Genomic DNA, 17,721 nt, shown 5'->3' on the forward strand with positions numbered 1-17,721 from the left:
GGCAGGCACCGGGGGCCCGTCCCGGGTGCCCCGGCCCGTCCCCGGGGCGGCGCCGGGCGGTCAGAGCAGGGATTCCAGCGGCACCGAGGGGTCGCCGAGGGCCTCGGGGTCGACCGGGCGGGCGGCGGTGACCAGCTTCTGGATGCTCTCGGTGACGTCCCACACATTCACGTTCATCCCGGCGAGGACCCTGCGGTCCTTCAGCCAGAAGGCGATGAACTCGCGCTTGCCGGCGTCACCGCGGATGACGACCTGGTCGTACGAGCCGGGCGGTGCCCAGCCGGAGTACTCGAGGCCGAGGTCGTACTGGTCGGAGAAGAAGTACGGCACCCGGTCGTACGTCACGTCCTGGCCGAGCATCGCCTTCGCGGCGGCCGGGCCGCTGTTCAGGGCGTTGGCCCAGTGCTCCACCCGCAGCCGGCCGCCGAAGAGCGGGTGGTCCACGGAGGCGATGTCCCCGGCGGCGTAGATGTCCGGGTCGCTGGTGCGCAGGGAGGCGTCGACGACGACACCGCCGCCCTGCGAGCGGTCCGCCGTCTCCAGTCCCGCGGCCTCGGCGAGCGAGGTGCGCGGCGCCGCGCCGATCGCGGCGAGCACGTCGTGCGCGGGGTGCTCCTCGCCGTCGTCGGTGCGGGCGGCGAGGACCAGGCCGTCCGTGCCGGTGATCTCGGTCAGCCGGGCGCCGAAGTGGAAGCGGACGCCGTGCTCGGCGTGCAGCTCGGTGAAGATCTGGCCGATCTCCGGGCCGACGACGTGCTCCAGCGGGGTGGCCGAGGGGGCGACGACGGTGACCTCGGCGCCGTACTCCCGGGCCGCCGCGGCGACCTCGAGGCCGATCCACCCGGCGCCGGCGATCACCAGGTGGCCGTTGTCCCTGCCGAGGGCGGTGAGGACGCCCCGCAGCCGGTCGGCGTGGGCGAGCCGGCGCAGGTGGTGGACGCCGACCAGTTCGGTGCCGGGGATGTCGAGGCGGCGCGGTTCGGCCCCGGTGGCCAGGAGCAGCTTGTCGTAGTGCACGACGGTGTTGTCGCCGAGCTGCACGGAACGGCCGGCCCGGTCGATGGAGGTGACCGTCTGGCCGAGATGGAGCTCGATGTCCTCGGCGGCGTACCAGGCGGTCTCGTGGACGGCGGTGGCGTCCCGCCCCTCCTTGCCGAGCAGGTACCCCTTGGACAGGGGAGGCCGCTCGTACGGATGGTCGCGCTCGTCGCCGATGAGGATCACCCGGCCGCTGAAGCCCTCCGCCCGGAGTGTCTCGGCCGCCTTCGCTCCGGTGAGTCCTCCACCGACGATCACGAACGTCCGATGTGCGTCGACCACTTGATGCCTCCTCGGTACTGGTGCTGCGCTGCGCCACCACCCTGCGAGCGTCCCGCACGCAGCGTGATGGCGAAAGAGGGTGTGCCGCGATCCGGTCACCGCCGCTGGCATGTGGCCCGGTCAAGGTCCAGTCTGCCGGGCCCCCGTGAGTGTTCGGTGAAGGGAACGCGCGGAGGCGTCGGTGAGCGCGGCGATCTGGTCCACGAGGACCCTCTTGCGGGCCCTGTCGTCGGGCGCCGTGGCGTACAGGGCGTGGAACTGCGGCTCCAGCCCTTCGGGCGCCCGGGCGGTGAGTGCGGCGGCGAGCTCGGCGATGACGATCCGCTGTTCGGCGCGGATGGACTCCTGCTCGGCGCGCTGCATGACGTAACGGTCCGCGACGGCCTTGAGCACGGCGCACTCGTTGCGCGCCTCGCGGGGCACGATCAGCTGTGCGGTGTACCGGCGCAGGCGGCCCGGTCCGTACGACGCGCGGGTCGCGGCCTCGGCGGCGAGGCAGAACCTGCCGATGAGCTGGCTCGTCGCGTCCTTCAGCCGTGCCTGGGCGACGGCGGTGCCGTCGTAGCCGTGCGGCCACCACACCTGGGCGGTGAGTCGGTCGAGGGCTTCGGCGAGTTCCCCGGGGTCGGTGTCCGCGGGGACGTACCGGCCGACGGCGACGGCCCAGATCTCCGCGCGTTCCGCTTCGGAGAACAGGCAGCCGGGGTCGATGTGCCCGGCGTGCAGGCCGTCCTCGAAGTCGTGCACGGAGTAGGCGACGTCGTCGGACCAGTCCATGACCTGGGCCTCGAAGCAGGTACGCCCCTCGGGGGCGCCCTCGCGGATCCACCCGAAGACCGGCAGGTCGTCCTCGTACACCCCGAACTTCGGTGACTCCGGGTCCGTGGGGTGTCCGCCGCGGGGCCAGGGGTACTTGGTGGCGGCGTCCAGGGCGGCCCGGGTCAGGTTGAGCCCGACGCTGACGGGCTCGCCGCCCCGGAGGTCGCGGACGAAACGCTTGGGTTCGAGCCGGGTGAGCAGGCGCAGCGACTGGGCGTTGCCCTCAAAGCCGCCGCAGTCCGCCGCGAAGTCGTTGAGGGCCTGTTCGCCGTTGTGGCCGAAGGGGGGGTGTCCCATGTCGTGGGAGAGGCAGGCCGCTTCGACGAGGTCGGGGTCGCAGCCGAGGACGGCGCCCAGCTCCCGGCCGACCTGGGCGCACTCCAGGGAGTGGGTGAGACGGGTACGGGGGCTGGCGTCCCACACGCGGCCGCGGGTGCCCGGGGTGACGACCTGGGTCTTGCCCGCGAGCCTGCGCAGGGCGGCGGAGTGGAGCACCCGCGCCCGGTCGCGCTGGAACGCGGAGCGGCCGGGCCGTTTGTCGGGCTCGGTGTCCCAGCGCTCGGCGTCGGCGGTGCCGTAGGTCGTGTCACGGAGATCGTGCGTACCGTCCATCCCACGACATTAGCCCGGTGGACTGACGACAAGGGTCAGGCGGAGGCCAGGAGGTGCGGGTGCGTCAGCGCCTCGCGCGCGGTCGCGGGCGCGGCGACCGCCTGGTCGTAGCGGTGCAGCACCAGGCGCGCCATCGCCGGGTGCGCCCCGAGCGGTGCGGCGGCGACGCCCGGCGCGGCGGCGGCCGTGACCTTCGCGAAGCGGCCGGGGGCGGTGAAGTACGAGGCGACGGCGGTGCGGTGGCGGCCGCGGGCCGCGAGGGCCCGCAGGGCGGCGGGCACGTCGGGCGCGGCGGCCGAGGCGTAGGCGGGTACGACCGGTACGCCGCCGAGGCGGTCGCTCAGCAGGGCCGCCGTTCGGCGCGCGTCGGTGTCCGAGTCGGGGTCGCGCGATCCGGCGGCGGCGAGCACCACCGCGGTGTCCCGGCGGGTGCCGTCCTCGTCTCGCCAGCCGGCCTCCAGGAGGCGTTCGTGGAGGGCCTCGACGAGCAGGGGGTGCGGTCCGAGCGGGGCCGCGACGCGGGTCCGCAGGTGGGCCGCGGCGGCCGCGGCGAGCGGCAGGTCGTGCCGGACGTGGTGGCCGCGGCCGAGCAGCAGCGGCACGAGCACCGCCTCGCCCTGCCCGATGCCGTCGAGGGTGTCGGGCAGCAGGGGTTCGTTCAGCTCGATGTGGCCGAGCCGGACGTCCAGGCCGGGCCGCAGTTCCCGCACCCGGTCCAGCAGTTCGAGGACCGTGCGCAGGGCCTGCGGGTCGCGGCTGCCGTGCGCGACGGCGACCAGGGTGGGGGCGGCTGAGCCGTGGGTACGGTGCATGGGCCGGCGGGCTCCGTTCAGGGAGACGAGGCCGAGCTGGCTGCCCAGCTGGGCGGTGATGCGGGTGAGGAGTTGCGCCGTGCTGTCGAGGGGCAGGGGCTCTCGGGGGTCTTCCGGTGCCGTCTCCGTCATCCACCGATGGTGCCGGGCCGACGTTGCCGGGCCGTTTCGCACCGGTGACGGGGCTTTGCCTCGCCCTCACCCTGCGGGGTCCGGTGCCGTCAGGTTTCGTTCACACCGGGCGTGAACCATCCGCGCGCCGCGTACGTCACCTCCTGCGGGAGTTCCGGCACGAGCACGGGGGCGTCACATGGGGTCGCGAGCACGATGGACGGGGCCGTGGGCCTGGAGGGTGCCGCGGTGGCCTGCCCGCGCGAGGCCGCGGCGGCTGGTGCAGGCGCTGATGGCCGTCTGCGCCGTGGCGCTGCTGCCCGCGGCCTGGCTGCACACCACGGCCGGCGCCCGCGTGCGGACGGCCGCGGACGCCCCTGCCGGGCAGGTCGCCGTGGTGTTCGGGGCGGGGCTGTGGGACGGCCGCCCGTCGCCCTACCTGGCACACCGGCTGGACGCGGCCGCCGGGCTGTACCGGTCGGGCAAGGTGCGGGTCGTCCTGGTCACCGGGGACAACAGCCGGGTGGAGTACGACGAACCGGACGCCATGCGCGCGTACCTCACGGCCCGCGGGGTGCCGGACGGCCGGATCGTGAGCGACTACGCGGGATTCGACACCTGGGACTCCTGTGTCCGGGCCAGGCGGGTGTTCGGCGTGGACCGGGCGGTCCTGGTGAGCCAGGGGTTCCACATCAGGCGGGCGATCGCCCTGTGCCGGTCCGCCGGGATCGACGCCTACGGCGTCGGGGTCGACGACGTACACGACGTCACCTGGTACTACGGCGGGGCCCGCGAGGTGTTCGCGGCGGGCAAGGCCCTGCTGGACGTGGTGTTCCGGCCGGATCCGCACTTCCTCGGCCCCCGGGAGGACGGGGTGACGAAGGCGCTGGAGGACGACCTCACCGCGGGCCCCCGGGCGGGCTGAGGTGCGCGTACCGGTGGCGTAACCGGACACGGCGGTGCCCGTAATACCCGCCTCGCAGGCTGGGCGCATGGCCCGCACCGAGACGTCCACCCACTGCCCGTACTGCGCGCTCCAGTGCGGCATGAAGCTGCGCCCGGTCGACGACGGCACCGTCGTCGAGGTGGTCGAGCGTACCGACTTCCCGGTCAACCGGGGAGCCCTGTGCGGCAAGGGGCGCACCGCGCCCGCCGTGCTCCGCGCCGGTGTGCGGCTGACGGCCCCCCTGGTACGTGACGCGGGCGGCGAACTGGCGCCGGCGACCTGGGAGGAGGCGCTGGAGCGGATCGCGGACGGGCTGCGCGGTACCAGGGCGGAGCACGGCCCGGACGCCGTGGGCGTGTTCGGCGGGGGCGGGCTCACCAACGAGAAGGCCTACGCGCTCGGGAAGTTCGCCCGGGTGGTGCTCGGCACCTCGCAGATCGACTACAACGGCCGGTTCTGCATGTCGTCGGCGGCGGCCGCGCACCAGCGGGCGTTCGGTCTCGACCGGGGGCTGCCGTTCCCCCTGGAGGACATCCCGCGGACGGGGTGCGTGATCCTGGTCGGCTCGAACCTCGCCGAGACCATGCCGCCCGCGCTGCGCTATCTGACGGAGCTGAAGGAGAACGGCGGCCGGCTGATCGTCATCGATCCGCGGCGGACCAGGACCGCCGAGCAGGCGGATCTGCACCTGGCGCCCCGGCCGGGCACGGATCTGGCCCTCGCGCTCGGCATGCTGCACCTGGTCGTGGCGGACGGGCGGGTGGACGAGGACTTCGTCCGTACCCGGACGAGCGGCTGGGACGAGACCCGGGCGGGTGCGATGGCGCACTGGCCGGAGCTTGTGGAGCGTCTCACCGGGGTTCCGGTGCCCCAGCTGCGCGCCGCCGTGGAGATGTTCTGCGGGGCGGACAGCGGGATGGTGCTCACCGCCCGGGGCCCCGAGCAGCAGGCCAAGGGCACCGACACGGTGGGGGCGTGGATCAACTTCTGCCTGGCCACGGGCCGGGCGGGCCGGGCGCTGTCCGGTTACGGCTGCCTGACCGGCCAGGGCAACGGGCAGGGCGGGCGGGAGCACGGCCAGAAGGCCGACCAGCTGCCCGGATACCGCAAGCTCACCGACCCCGGGGCGCGCCGTCATGTCGCGGAGGTCTGGGGAGTCGACCCCGATTCGCTGCCGGGGCCGGGGCGCAGCGCGTACGAACTGCTGGATGCGCTGGGGCGGGATGTGCGGTCGTTGCTGGTCATGGGGTCCAACCCGGTGGTGTCGGCGCCGCGCGCGGGGCATGTGGAGGAGCGGCTGAGGTCGCTGGACTTCCTGGCGGTCGCGGACGTGGTCCTGTCGGAGACAGCGGCGCTGGCCGATGTGGTGCTGCCGGTGACCCAGTGGGCGGAGGAGGACGGGACCACGACCAACCTGGAGGGGCGGGTGCTGCTGCGGCGGCGCGCGGTCTCCGCTCCGGAGGGGGTCCGCAGCGATCTGGAGGTGCTGAACGGGCTGGCCGGGCTCCTGGGGCACGGGAAGGGTTTCCCGGCGGATCCGGAGGAGGTCTTCGACGAGCTGCGCCGGGCGTCGGCCGGCGGGCCCGCCGACTACGCGGGGGTCAGCTACGCCAGGATCGAGGCGGAGGACGGGGTGTTCTGGCCCTGCCCGGACGAGGAGCACCCCGGGACGCCCCGGCTGTTCCTGGAGCGGTTCGCGACGGAGGACGGGCGGGCCAGGTTCGTGCCGGTCGCGCACCGGGCCTCCGCCGAGGAGACCGACGCGGAGTACCCGGTGGTGCTGACGACGGGGCGGGTGGTGTCGCAGTACCAGTCGGGGGCGCAGACACGACGGGTGGACGAGCTGAACGCCGCCGCGCCGGGCCCGTTCGTGGAGCTGCATCCGCGGCTCGCGGAGCGGATCGGGGTCGCCGAGGGCGAGCGGGTCGCTGTCACCTCGCGGCGCGGGCGGGCGGTGGCCCCGGCCCGGATCACCGGGGCGATCCGGCAGGACACGGTGTTCATGCCGTTCCACTGGCCGGGCGAGGGCCGGGCCAACACCCTGACGAACCCCGCGCTGGATCCGGTGTCGCGGATGCCGGAGTTCAAGGTGTGCGCCGTGCGGGTGGAGGCCGCCGGATGAGCCAGTCGCCGCCCGGTACGAGCGTGCCGCCGGCGGCCAGGGAACGGGCGACGGCGGGGGCGGCGAGATAGACCCATGCCCGTGCGGGGTCCTCGGCGCCCGTCCGGGCGGAGTCCGGGGCGGCGGACAGGACGGGGCGTGCCACCCGCTCGTACAGATTGCGCGGATGCCGCGGCCCCAGGTACTGCTCCAGGCCGTCCAGGTCCGCGAGCAGTTCCCGGTACGCGCCGGGGGCGGCGGTGACCAGCGCGCCGCGCACGGTCCCGTCTCCCCCGGTCGCGTACGGGTAGCCGGGGCCCTCGTAGAGGAGGGCGTCCGGCAGGACGGCCGGGCGTTCGCCGGCCGTGCGGCCCTTCAGGAACCGGTCGTGGTTGTGCTCGCCCGGAAGCAGGGTGCCGTAGACGAAGAAGGGAAGCTCTGTCACAGCTCCGCCGTCGGTGCCGTCTCGGCTGCCACCCAGCCGAGGTAGCGCTCGCTGCCCCGCACCACCGGGAGGGCGATGATCTCCGGCGTCGCGTAGTCGTGGGCCGCGAGGAGGTGGGCCTCCAGCTCGTCGTAGCGCTCGGCCGTCGTCTTCAGGAGCACCTGCCACTCCTCGGCGGTCTCGACGGCGTCCTGCCACCGGTAGACGGAGGTGACCGGCGCGGACACCTGGGCGCAGGCGGCGAGCCGTGCCTCGACGGCGCTCCTGGCCAGGTCGCGGGCCTTCTCCTCGCTGTCCGTCGTGGTCAGCACTGTCAGGCATGCGGGTTCGGCCATCGTGGGTCTCCTCGTCCTTCGGCGGTCCGCCCGGCGCGTCTCCCGGGGGCGCCCCCGGGGCCCGGCCCCCCTCGATTGTCGGCCCCGGCGGATTCAGCCGCCGTACGGGGTACGGTTCCTGGCCTCGCGCAGGGCCCGTCCCCACCAGACGAGCTGGTCGAGCATCTTCTTGGCCGCGCCGTCGGCGGGTCCCGGGTCCCTGGGTCCGCCCAGGTCGTCGAAGAGGGCGCCGGCGTTGTGGAAGGAGACGGTGTCGCGCACGGTGACGGCGTGGAGTTCGGCGAAGACCTGACGCAGGTGCTCGACGGCCCGCAGGCCCCCGGAGATTCCGCCGTAGGACACGAACGCGACGGGTTTGGCCTGCCATTCGGAGAAGTGCCGGTCGATCAGGCTCTTCAGCGGGGCCGGGTAGGAGTGGTTGTACTCGGGGGTCAGGACGACGAAGGCGTCGGCGCGTGCCAGCCGCGGGGCCACCGGGGTGGCCGGGGTGGCGGGCGGCTCCGTCTCGGCGACGTCGATCAGCTCGGTCCCGACGCCCGGGTGGGCGGCGGCGCTTCTCAGGAACCAGTCGGCGACGACCGGCCCGAAGCGGCCCTCGCGGTTGCTGCCGAGGATGACGGCGACGTTCAGCGGGGTGTCGGACGTTGCGGGAACTGGCGTGTGGATGTCCATGGGCAGCAGCCTCACGCCTCAACCGCACTTGAGGTCAAGCGGATTCCGCGGCGCCTACGCTGAGGGCCATGACGACTTCCACGACGGACCCGTACGTCGAGTTCGACGGCCGCCCCGCCACCGGGGAGGACCTGCGGATCCCGGCCTTCGCGGGCTACGGCCACTTCACCGCGATGCAGGTCAGGGATCGCGGGGTGCGGGGACTCGCACTGCACCTGGAGCGTCTGGACTCCGCGAACCGGGAGCTCTTCGGGTCCCCTCTGGACGGGGAGCGGGTCCGTGGGCTCGTCGCGCACGCGCTCGACGGCGCGGGTACGGCCGACGCGTCGGTCCGCGTGCACGCCTACCTCCCGCCGGGCGGCGCGGACACGGTGACGATGGTGACGGTGCGGGAGCCGGTCCGTGCGGACGGCACCCCGCGGAGCCTGATGTCGGTGCCGTACGCCCGTGCGGTGCCGCACATCAAGCGCCCCGGCGAGTTCGCGCAGACGTACTACGGGCGGCAGGCCCGGCGGGCCGGGTTCGACGATGCCCTGCTCACCTCGCCCGGGGGCATGGTGACGGAGGGCGCGATCACCAACATCGGCTTCTGGGACGGGACCTCGGTGGTCTGGCCGGACGCGCCCGCGCTGACGGGAACCACGATGGCGCTGCTGGAGAGCGGACTCGCGCGGGCCGGGCGGCCCTGCCTCAGGCGCGGGGTGACGATCGAGGGCGTTGGCGTCTACCGGGCCGCGTTCGTCAGCAACTCCCAGGGCGTCGCACCGGTCCACCGGATCGACGACACGGCCTTCGAGGTCGACGAGGCCCTGATGCGGCTGCTCGGCCGGGTGTACGAGGACGCCCCGTACGAGCCCCTCCCCGCCCCCCGTACGGGAGCGTGAGACCGTGCTGATCCACATCGAGGCCACCGGGCTCCCGGGGCTCACCTGCGGTCCCGGCACCGGCTTCGAGGGCTACGACGGCATCCACGTCGGCGTGCAGCGCAAGGACCGGCCGGACGAACTGCTCGGCGTGCACCCGGGCGACGCGCCCCGCGCCCGGTGGACGCTGGAGTGCACGGTCACGGCCACCGAGGAGGGCGTCGAGGTGTCGGGGCCGTACGTCCAGAACCGTCTCGGAGGCCGTTTCGTGTACCTGTCCTGGGGGACCGTGGACGAGGCGGGCGCCTTCACGATGTTCCGGAGGGCCAAGCTGATGACGGCCGACATCGCGCCGGAGGTACTTCAGGCGGCCGCCCGGACGGGGCACCTGACCGCGCGGCTGAACCTGACCGACGGGGAGGGGCGGCCCCGGTGCGCCCGGGTACGCCCGCCGGACATCACCTGGTCGGCGACGGAGGCGGGTGACACGGGCGCGGCCTGAGAGCCGGGGGATGGCACCGCCCTCACCGGTACCAGGGGGGACGAGCCCGGTGAGGGCGGTTGCCGTGGGGGCGGCGGGGGGGAGTGCCGCCCCTCTTTTTTTTGGGGGGGATTGGTGCGGTCCCGTGGGGGGATAGAGAGCGTCTGCCCGGACCCCCCGGCCTCATTCCTGTGACGTGGATCACACAGGGCGGTCGGGTCGAGATCACCCGATCGGCACCGGGCACCCCCGACCGCCTGAGCACCCCCGCCACCCGCGCGGTGCCGCGCCGCCGGGCGGGCCCTCGGGGCCGTACGGGTGAGAGACGGCCCGGTGCCGGCGTGCGCCCGGGCGCATCCGGCCGTTACCTCGGAGTCAGGACACATCCGTCTGCCCGGAGGATTCCCATGCGCAGCCCCGCCCGTCTCGTGACCGGTACCGCCGCCGCGGCCCTCACCGCCGCAGCGCTCGGCCTCGCCGTCCCGTCCGCCCACGCGGACGGCCTCGGCAGACCGGATGTCACCGCGGTGTCGGCTGCCGACGGGCAGGAATGCGATCCCGGCGGGACGCAGGTGTGCGAGCCCGCGGAGCAGGACGCGGCCGGCCTCACGGAGCTCGCTCCCGGCCCGGACTCCGCGGAACCGGAGCCGCTCGGCGGCACGGAGGAGGCCGACGACCCGGCGGCCCCGGAGTCCCTCTGGCCCGGGACGCAGGACACCGAGGCCGACAGCGGGAACACCGCCGAAACCCTTCAGCGGCCCGACGGCGCCACGGGTACGGACCCCGGAACGCGCCCCGGGCCCGTACCGCCGGACGCCGACCCCGGGTCCGCGAAGCCGCCCGTGCCTCCGGGCCACAGGCCGACGACCGCGCCCAGCCCGAGCAGGCCCTCCGGGCACGTCGGGACGGGTGTCGGCGGCAGCGCCGCCCCCGACACCGCGCAGCTCGCCACCGGCGCGGGGCTGGTCGCGGCGGCGGTGCTCGGCGGAGCGCTGCTCCTTCGCCGGCGCCGCGTGGACGGCCCCCGCCACTGACGCCGGACGGGAAGAGGACGTGGACAGGAGCGCGCTGATGCCGAAGGCCTGGCTGGCGGGCATCGTCGCACTGTGCGGCGTATGGCTGGTCCAGACGGGTTCCGACCTCCGTACCGCCGCCCCGCAGCCGTCGGCCGCCCAGGCCTTCGACCCGGACCGCGAGGTGCGGCCGGGGACACCGGCCGCCGGGCCGCTGCGGTCCTCCCGGCCCGTCAGGATCCGCGTCCCCGCGATCGGCGTGGACGCGCCCATGACCGGTCTCCGGCTGGGCGCGGACGGCAGTCTGGAAGCGCCGCCCGCCGCCGACCGCAACCTGGCGGGATGGTTCGAGGGCGGTACCGCGCCGGGCGCCGCGGGGACGGCGATCGTCGCCGGCCACGTGGACAACGCGAAGGGGCCGTCGGTCTTCTACTCACTCGGGTCCCTGGAGAAGGGCGCCTCCGTCGAGATCGACCGGCGGGACGGCCGCACCGCCGTCTTCTCGGTCGACGCGGTGGAGGTCTACGAGAAGGACGCGTTCCCCGACGACCGGGTCTACGGCGCCACCCCGGACCCCTCGCTCCGGCTGATCACCTGCGGCGGCGGCTTCAGCAGCGAGGCGGGATACCTCGGCAACGTGGTGGCGTACGCCCACCTCACCGAGGTGCGCTGACCGGGCCGCCGTCGGTCCGGGACCGGGCGGGCGGCGCGACGGCCGGTCAGGCCGTCCACTGGTCGAATCCCAGCTTGGCGACCAGGGAGAACACCACGACGAGCAGGACCCCGCGGACGAAGCCGCTGCCCTTGCTGAGCGCCATCCGCGCGCCGATCATGCCGCCCGCCAGATTGAATACGGCCATGAGCGCGGCCAGCTGCCACAGGACCGTCCCCTGGTAGGCGAACATCGCCAGCGCGCCGGCGTTGGTGCACACGTTCACGATCTTCGCGGTGGCCGAGGCGGTGACCAGGTCGAGGTGGAGCACCGCGGTCAGGGCGAGCACCAGGAAGGTGCCGGTGCCCGGCCCGAACAGCCCGTCGTAGAAGCCGATCCCACCGCCGACCAGCACGATCGCGGTGACCGTCCGGGCCCGGGTGACCCGCGCGCCCGTGCCGTCCCCCGCCGCCGCGGTACCGAAGGAGGGCCTCAGCATCACGAAGGCCGCGACCGCGAGCAGCACCACCATGATCACCGGGCGCAGCACCTCGCTGCTGATCCCCGCCGCGAAGAAGGCGCCGGTCATCGATCCGGCGAGCGCCATCAGCCCGATCCGCAGGGCCGTGCCCACCTGGACGGGGGCCTTGCGCACGTAGGTGACGGCCGCGCCGGACGTGCCGACGATGGCCACGGCCTTGTTGGTGCCGAGGACGTGCGCGGCCGGGACGTGCGGAAGACCGAGCAGCAGGGCGGGCAGGAGGAGGAGTCCTCCGCCTCCCACCACCGCGTCGATCCAGCCGGCCGCTCCCGCGGCCAGGCAGAGGAGGACCAGGGTGGTAAGGGCTGTCTCGGGCATGTCCACGACCTTAGACGGCCCCGGACCGGCGCCCTCACAGAGGGCCGCCCGGTGCGCTGAGCGCAAGGTTCCTCCCGGGAAACAGGAGGGATGCGGTCGGGTAACACCCGCCGCGCACTCTCGTCGGTATGAGGACACGGACGGATGACACGGCTCGGGTGGTGGTGATCGGTGCCGGGATGGCGGGCGCTCGGCTCGCCGCCCGGGTCCCCGGTGTGACCGTCATCGGTGAGGAGGCCCACGCACCGTACAACAGGGTGCTGCTGGCCGAGGTGCTCGCCGGACGGTACGAGCCGGACGTGATCGCCCTGCCGCCCGCCGAGGTGCGGCGCGGAGTGCGTGCCGTACGGATCGACCGGGCGGAGCGCCGGGTGCTCTGCGACGACGGGAGCGTCGTCGGCTACGAGCACCTGGTGCTGGCCACCGGCTCCAACCCGGTGCTCCCGCCGCTGCGCGGCCTCGGCCACACGCTGCCGGACGGGGTGCATCCGTTCCGCACCCTCGACGACTGCCTGGCCCTGCGCGCTGTTGCGCGCCCCGGGGTGCGCGCCGTCGTGATCGGCGGCGGGCTCCTCGGGGTCTCGGCCGCGCGTGCCCTGGCCGAGTGCGGCGCCCAGGTGGTGCTGGCCCAGCAGGGCGAGCACCTCATGGAGCGGCAGCTGGACGCCGAGGCCGCGGGGATGCTCCGCGGGCACCTGGAGGCGCTCGGCGTCGAGGTGCACACCGAGTGCCGGGTGCGCGGGCTGCGCTGCACCGACGGGGACACCCCGGCGGTGCGGGCCGTGGAGATGGCCGACGGCTACGAACTGGAGGCCGAGATCACGGTGCTGGCCTGCGGGGTCCGCCCCCGTACGGGCCTGGCCCAGGCAGCCGGGCTGGAGGTCCGCAAGGGCATCGTCGTCGACGACGAGCTGCGCACCTCGGATCCGTACGTCCACGCGGTCGGCGACTGCGCCGAACACGACGGGACGGTCTACGGACTCGCGGGAGCGGCGCTCGAACAGGCCGACGTCCTGGCCGAGGTGCTGGCCGGACGCCCGGCCCGCTACCGGGGCACCCGGGCGCTGACCCGGCTCACCCTGCGCTCCCCCGCCGCCACCGCCGCGACGACCGGGGTCACCGTCGCCTCCGGGACGTCCGGAGGTCTCGACCTGGCCGCCTTCGGCGACTCCCGTCCGATGCCCGGCGACGACGTGGTCCGGCTGGCCGACGCCACCCGGGGCGCGTACCGCACGGTCGTCGTCCGGGGCGACCGGCTGGCGGGCGGGGTGCTCTTCGGCGACCTCGCCGCGGTCGGCAGCCTCGCCCGCACCTGGCAGGACGACGACCCCATCCCCGCCGACATGTCCCTGCTCCACCTGCTCACCAACGACGGAGGCTTCTGATGCCGGTGTCCACTCCCCCGACCCGCCCCACCGCAGGCGTGCCGACGATCGTGGTCGTCGGGCACGGCATGGTCGGACAGCGGTTCCTGGAAGCGCTCGCCGACCGGGGCCTGACCCCCGCCGCGGGGACCGCGAGGGTCGTCGTGCTCTGCGAGGAGCCCCGCCCCGCGTACGACCGTGTCCAGCTGACCTCGTACTTCTCCGGGAGGACGCCCGAGGACCTCTCGATGGTCGAGGCGGGCTTCATGGAGCGCCACGGCATCGAGCTGCGCGTCGGTGACCCGGCGACGGGCGTCGACCGCGAGGCCCGCACCGTCACCGCGCGCTCCGGTGAGACCTTCTCCTACGACACGCTGGTGCTGGCCACCGGCTCGTACCCCTTCGTGCCGCCCGTCCCGGGCAAGGACGCCGAGGGCTGCTTCGTCTACCGCACCATCGAGGACCTCCTCGCGATCGAGGAGTACGCGAAGACGTCGACGACCGGCGCGGTCGTCGGCGGCGGGCTCCTGGGCCTGGAGGCCGCGGGCGCGCTGAAGGGCCTCGGACTCGACACGCACGTCGTCGAGTTCGCCCCCCGGCTGATGCCGGTCCAGGTGGACGAGGGCGGCGGCGCCGCGCTGCTGCGCACCATCGAGAACATGGGCCTGACGGTCCACACGGGCGTCGGCACCCAGGAGGTCACCGCGGGCGAGGACGGCCGGGTCACCGGCATGTCCCTCTCGGACGGTTCGACGCTGGAGACCGATCTCGTCGTCTTCTCCGCCGGCGTGCGCCCCCGGGACCAGCTGGCCCGCGACTGCGGCCTGGCGGTCGGCCCGCGCGGCGGGATCATCGTCGACGAGGAGTGCCGCACCTCCGACAGCTCGGTCTTCGCGATCGGCGAGTGCGCGCTGGCCTCGGACGGGCGGGTCTACGGGCTGGTGGCGCCCGGCTACGAGATGGCGCTGGCGGTGGCCGAGGTGATCGCCGGCAACGCCGCCTCCTTCACCGGGGCCGACCTCTCCACCAAGCTGAAGCTGCTCGGTGTGGACGTCGCGTCCTTCGGTGACGCGCACGGCGCGGCCGAGGGCTGCCTCGACGTGGTGTACGCGGACTCCCGCTCGGGCGTCTACAAGAAGCTGGTGATCGGGCAGGACGGCACGCTGCTCGGCGGTGTCCTGGTGGGCGACGCCGAACAGTACGGCACGCTGCGGCCCATGACGGGCACGGTCCTGCCGGTCGCCCCCGAGCAGCTGGTGCTGCCGGCGGGCGCGGGCGGCCCGGTCACCCTCGGCCCGTCCTCCCTTCCCGACGAGGCGGTCATCTGCTCCTGCCACAACGTCACCAAGGGCGCGATCTGCGAGCACACCACCCTGCCCGAGGTGAAGAAGTGCACCAAGGCGGGCACCGGGTGCGGCAGTTGCGTCAAGGTCATCGGCCAGCTGCTGCCGCAGCCCGAGGACCAGGGACTGTGCGGCTGCTTCGAGTACACCCGCAGCGAGCTGTACGAGATCGTCCGCACCCTGGGGATCACGACGTACGCGGCGCTGCTCGACTCGCACGGCCGGGAGTCGGCCCGCGGCGGTGACGGCTGCGAGGTCTGCAAGCCCACGGTCGGCTCGGTCATCGCCTCGCTGGCCCCGACGGTCGGCGCGAGCGGTTACGTCCTGGACGGCGAGCAGGCCGCGCTGCAGGACACCAACGACCACTTCCTGGCCAACCTCCAGCGCAACGGCTCGTACTCGATCGTGCCGCGCATCCCGGGCGGTGAGATCACCCCGGAGAAGCTGATCGTGATCGGTGAGGTGGCCCGGGACTTCGGCCTCTACACGAAGATCACCGGCGGGCAGCGGATCGACCTGTTCGGCGCCCGCGTCGACCAGCTGCCGCTGATCTGGACCCGCCTGGTGGACGCCGGATTCGAGTCGGGTCACGCCTACGGGAAGTCGCTGCGCACGGTGAAGTCCTGCGTGGGGCAGACCTGGTGCCGCTACGGCGTGCAGGACTCCGTGAAGATGGCGATCGACCTGGAGCTCCGCTACCGGGGCCTGCGCTCCCCGCACAAGCTGAAGTCGGCGGTCTCCGGCTGCGCCCGGGAGTGCGCGGAGGCCCGGGGCAAGGACTTCGGGATCATCGCGACCGCGCAGGGCTGGAACCTCTACGTCGGCGGCAACGGCGGCGCCACCCCGCGCCACGCGGACCTGCTCGCACAGGACCTCTCCGACGCCGAACTGGTGCGCCTGATCGACCGGTTCCTGATGTTCTACATCCGCACGGCCGACCGCCTGGAGCGCACCTCGACCTGGCTGGACCGGATCGAGGGCGGCCTCGACCACGTGCGGGACGTCGTCGTCCACGACTCGCTGGGTCTCTGCGACGAGCTGGAGCGGCTGATGGCCGACCACGTGGCCGGCTACCGCGACGAGTGGGCGGAGACCATCAACGACCCCGAGCGGCTGCGGCGCTTCGTGACCTTCGTGAACGCCCCCGACGCCCCGGACCCCTCGGTCAAGTTCGTCCCCGAGCGCGACCAGGTCAAGCCCGACCTGGACATCCTCGCGGGCCCCGTGCTCGCCATCCGTACTCTCGAAGGGACCGCCTCCTGATGACGACCCAGACACTGGAAACGGCGCAGGACACCCGGACGATCCAGCTCGCGGACGGGGAAGGGTGGTTCACGGTCTGCGACCGCTCGCTGCTCACCCCGGGCCGCGGGGTCGCGGCCCTCCTCCCGGACGGCCGGCAGGTCGCGATGTTCATGGACCGGGCGGGGCGCGTGTACGCGATCGACAACCGCGATCCGTTCACCGGGGCGTACGTCCTCTCCCGGGGCCTGATCGGCTCCGTGGAGGGCAGGCCGTTCGTCGCCTCACCGCTGCTGAAGCAGCGCTTCGACCTCGAGACGGGCGCCTGCCTGGACGACGACGAGGTCAGCGTGCCGGTCCACCCGGTCCGCGCGGACTGATCCCCGCGCCTTCACCGGCTGTTGACGCTCCGTCAACTACGCGCCTCTACTGTCCTGACGTTCGACCCGCCGGGCCGACCGGACCGGCGGGCCCGCACGTCACCCGTGGAGTGATCGTGGAACGTCGGACCTTCTTGCGCACGGCCGTGGTCGGCACCTCGGCGACGGCCTTCGGCGGCACCCTCTGGAGGGGTGCCGCCTTCGCCGGCCCCGCCCAGCCCGCCACCGGCCCCTACGGTGCGCTGCAGGCGGCCAACGCCGACGGCATCCTGCTGCCCAAGGGCTTCACCAGCAGGGTCGTCGCCCGTTCGGGACAGACCGTCCCCGGCACCTCGTACCGCTGGCACAGTGCGCCGGACGGCGGCGCGACCTTCACCGACGGCAGCGGCTGGATCTACGTCTCCAACGCCGAGGTCTCCTCGGGGAGCGGCGGCGGGGCGAGCGCGGTGCGCTTCAGCTCCTCCGGGACGATCACCTCCGCCTACCGGATCCTGTCCGGCACGAACAACAACTGCGCCGGTGGCCGGACGCCGTGGAACACGTGGCTCTCCTGCGAGGAGGTGACCCGCGGCTTCGTGTACGAGACGGACCCCTGGGGTATGAACGCGGCGGTGCAGCGGCCCGCGCTGGGCAGGTTCAAGCACGAGGCGGCGGCTGCGGACCCCGACCACGGCTACGTCTACCTGACCGAGGACGAGACGGACGGCCGCTTCTACCGCTTCCGCCCCACCACCTGGGGCAACCTGTCGTCCGGCACGCTCCAGGTCCTGGTCGCCGGGACCGCCACCTCGGGCCCGGTGACCTGGCAGACGGTTCCCGACCCGGACGGCTCCCCCACCCAGACCCGCTACCAGGTCTCGGGCGCCAAGGTCTTCAACGGCGGCGAGGGCTGCTTCTACGCGGCGGGCACCTGCTGGTTCACCACCAAGGGCGACAACCGGGTGTGGGCCTACGACGCGAACGCCTCGTCGCTCTCGCTCGCGTACGACGACTCCCTCGTCACGGGCGGCAGCGCCCCGCTGACGGGTGTCGACAACGTCACCCGCTCCGCCTCCGGCGACCTGTACGTCGCCGAGGACGGCGGGAACATGGAGATCTGCCTGATCACCCCGGCCGACACCGTCGCCCCGTTCCTGAGGATCAGCGGGCAGTCCGGCTCGGAGATCACCGGCCCGGCCTTCTCGCCCGACGGCCGACGGCTCTACTTCTCGTCGCAGCGCGGTACCAGCGGCAGCTCGTCCGGCGGTATCACCTACGAGGTGACCGGGCCGTTCCGCTCCTGACACCCGCGGCGGGGGGGGGGGGGGGGCGGGCGCGGCCGGGCCCCCCCCCCCGCGGGCAGCCAGCGCGC

Annotated in this window: 17 protein-coding genes; 10 read left to right on the forward strand and 7 right to left on the reverse strand. The window is 73.9% G+C overall.

Going from position 1 to position 17,721, the window contains the following annotated elements; genetic code table 11:
• Window positions 1-60: 60 nt before the first annotated feature.
• From ACFXOA_RS02100 to ACFXOA_RS02110, 3 genes are all read right to left on the reverse strand, one after another.
• The gene (locus ACFXOA_RS02100) at window positions 61-1,320 is read right to left on the reverse strand and encodes an NAD(P)/FAD-dependent oxidoreductase (protein WP_385021072.1); all 1,260 of its coding nucleotides are present in this window, start codon (window positions 1,318-1,320) and stop codon (window positions 61-63) included.
• A gap of 120 nt (window positions 1,321-1,440) precedes the next feature.
• Window positions 1,441-2,751 carry a deoxyguanosinetriphosphate triphosphohydrolase gene (locus ACFXOA_RS02105; protein ID WP_385021075.1) on the reverse strand — a complete coding sequence of 437 codons (1,311 nt, stop codon included), beginning with the start codon at window positions 2,749-2,751 and terminating at the stop codon, window positions 1,441-1,443.
• Between the two features lie 35 nt (window positions 2,752-2,786).
• Entirely contained in the window at window positions 2,787-3,695 is a 909-nt protein-coding gene (locus ACFXOA_RS02110; RefSeq protein ID WP_385021078.1) for a sirohydrochlorin chelatase, read from the reverse strand.
• A gap of 178 nt (window positions 3,696-3,873) precedes the next feature.
• Between ACFXOA_RS02110 and ACFXOA_RS02115 the strand changes: the two genes are divergently transcribed.
• On the forward strand, window positions 3,874-4,599 hold the full coding sequence (locus tag ACFXOA_RS02115; protein ID WP_385021081.1) for a vancomycin high temperature exclusion protein: 726 nt from the start codon (window positions 3,874-3,876) through the stop codon (window positions 4,597-4,599).
• A 67-nt stretch (window positions 4,600-4,666) separates the two neighbouring features.
• The gene (locus tag ACFXOA_RS02120; RefSeq protein WP_385021084.1) at window positions 4,667-6,742 is read left to right on the forward strand and encodes a molybdopterin oxidoreductase family protein; all 2,076 of its coding nucleotides are present in this window, start codon (window positions 4,667-4,669) and stop codon (window positions 6,740-6,742) included.
• Here ACFXOA_RS02120 and ACFXOA_RS02125 read toward each other — a convergent pair.
• From ACFXOA_RS02125 to ACFXOA_RS02135, 3 genes are all read right to left on the reverse strand, one after another.
• The gene (locus ACFXOA_RS02125; protein WP_385021087.1) at window positions 6,705-7,166 is read right to left on the reverse strand and encodes a gamma-glutamylcyclotransferase family protein; all 462 of its coding nucleotides are present in this window, start codon (window positions 7,164-7,166) and stop codon (window positions 6,705-6,707) included. The genes ACFXOA_RS02120 and ACFXOA_RS02125 overlap by 38 nt on opposite strands.
• Window positions 7,163-7,501 (reverse strand): divalent-cation tolerance protein CutA, encoded by a 339-nt coding sequence (cutA, locus tag ACFXOA_RS02130; RefSeq protein WP_385021090.1) that lies wholly within the window; start codon window positions 7,499-7,501, stop codon window positions 7,163-7,165. Before cutA ends, ACFXOA_RS02125 begins: the two co-directional genes overlap by 4 nt.
• A gap of 93 nt (window positions 7,502-7,594) precedes the next feature.
• Entirely contained in the window at window positions 7,595-8,173 is a 579-nt protein-coding gene (locus ACFXOA_RS02135) for an NADPH-dependent FMN reductase (RefSeq protein WP_385021093.1), read from the reverse strand.
• A gap of 68 nt (window positions 8,174-8,241) precedes the next feature.
• Here ACFXOA_RS02135 and ACFXOA_RS02140 point away from each other — a divergent pair, with 68 nt between their 5' ends.
• From ACFXOA_RS02140 to ACFXOA_RS02155, 4 genes are all read left to right on the forward strand, one after another.
• Entirely contained in the window at window positions 8,242-9,057 is an 816-nt protein-coding gene (locus ACFXOA_RS02140; RefSeq protein WP_385021096.1) for an aminotransferase class IV family protein, read from the forward strand.
• Window positions 9,058-9,061: 4 nt separating this feature from the next.
• The gene (locus ACFXOA_RS02145) at window positions 9,062-9,538 is read left to right on the forward strand and encodes a DUF5990 family protein (RefSeq protein ID WP_385021099.1); all 477 of its coding nucleotides are present in this window, start codon (window positions 9,062-9,064) and stop codon (window positions 9,536-9,538) included.
• Between the two features lie 386 nt (window positions 9,539-9,924).
• Window positions 9,925-10,551 (forward strand): hypothetical protein, encoded by a 627-nt coding sequence (locus tag ACFXOA_RS02150; protein WP_385021102.1) that lies wholly within the window; start codon window positions 9,925-9,927, stop codon window positions 10,549-10,551.
• Between the two features lie 37 nt (window positions 10,552-10,588).
• Window positions 10,589-11,203 carry a class F sortase gene (locus ACFXOA_RS02155; RefSeq protein WP_385021105.1) on the forward strand — a complete coding sequence of 205 codons (615 nt, stop codon included), beginning with the start codon at window positions 10,589-10,591 and terminating at the stop codon, window positions 11,201-11,203.
• A 46-nt stretch (window positions 11,204-11,249) separates the two neighbouring features.
• Here the strand turns inward: ACFXOA_RS02155 and ACFXOA_RS02160 are convergent, their stop codons facing one another.
• Window positions 11,250-12,041, reverse strand: coding sequence for a sulfite exporter TauE/SafE family protein (locus ACFXOA_RS02160; RefSeq protein WP_385021108.1), 792 nt, complete (start codon window positions 12,039-12,041; stop codon window positions 11,250-11,252).
• Window positions 12,042-12,169: 128 nt separating this feature from the next.
• On the opposite strand from ACFXOA_RS02160, the gene ACFXOA_RS02165 reads away from it, so the two are divergent.
• From ACFXOA_RS02165 to ACFXOA_RS02180, 4 genes are all read left to right on the forward strand, one after another.
• Window positions 12,170-13,426 carry an NAD(P)/FAD-dependent oxidoreductase gene (locus tag ACFXOA_RS02165; RefSeq protein ID WP_385021111.1) on the forward strand — a complete coding sequence of 419 codons (1,257 nt, stop codon included), beginning with the start codon at window positions 12,170-12,172 and terminating at the stop codon, window positions 13,424-13,426.
• On the forward strand, window positions 13,426-16,011 hold the full coding sequence (gene nirB / locus ACFXOA_RS02170; RefSeq protein WP_385021114.1) for a nitrite reductase large subunit NirB: 2,586 nt from the start codon (window positions 13,426-13,428) through the stop codon (window positions 16,009-16,011). Before ACFXOA_RS02165 ends, nirB begins: the two co-directional genes overlap by 1 nt.
• Window positions 16,011-16,370, forward strand: coding sequence for a nitrite reductase small subunit NirD (gene nirD / locus ACFXOA_RS02175; protein WP_385021117.1), 360 nt, complete (start codon window positions 16,011-16,013; stop codon window positions 16,368-16,370). The genes nirB and nirD overlap by 1 nt, the downstream gene beginning before the upstream one ends.
• Before the next feature lie 116 nt (window positions 16,371-16,486).
• On the forward strand, window positions 16,487-17,653 hold the full coding sequence (locus tag ACFXOA_RS02180) for an alkaline phosphatase PhoX (RefSeq protein WP_385021120.1): 1,167 nt from the start codon (window positions 16,487-16,489) through the stop codon (window positions 17,651-17,653).
• Window positions 17,654-17,721 lie beyond the last annotated feature (68 nt).

Source organism: Streptomyces sp. NPDC059166 (assembly GCF_042755185.1).
GTDB lineage: Bacteria > Actinomycetota > Actinomycetes > Streptomycetales > Streptomycetaceae > Streptomyces.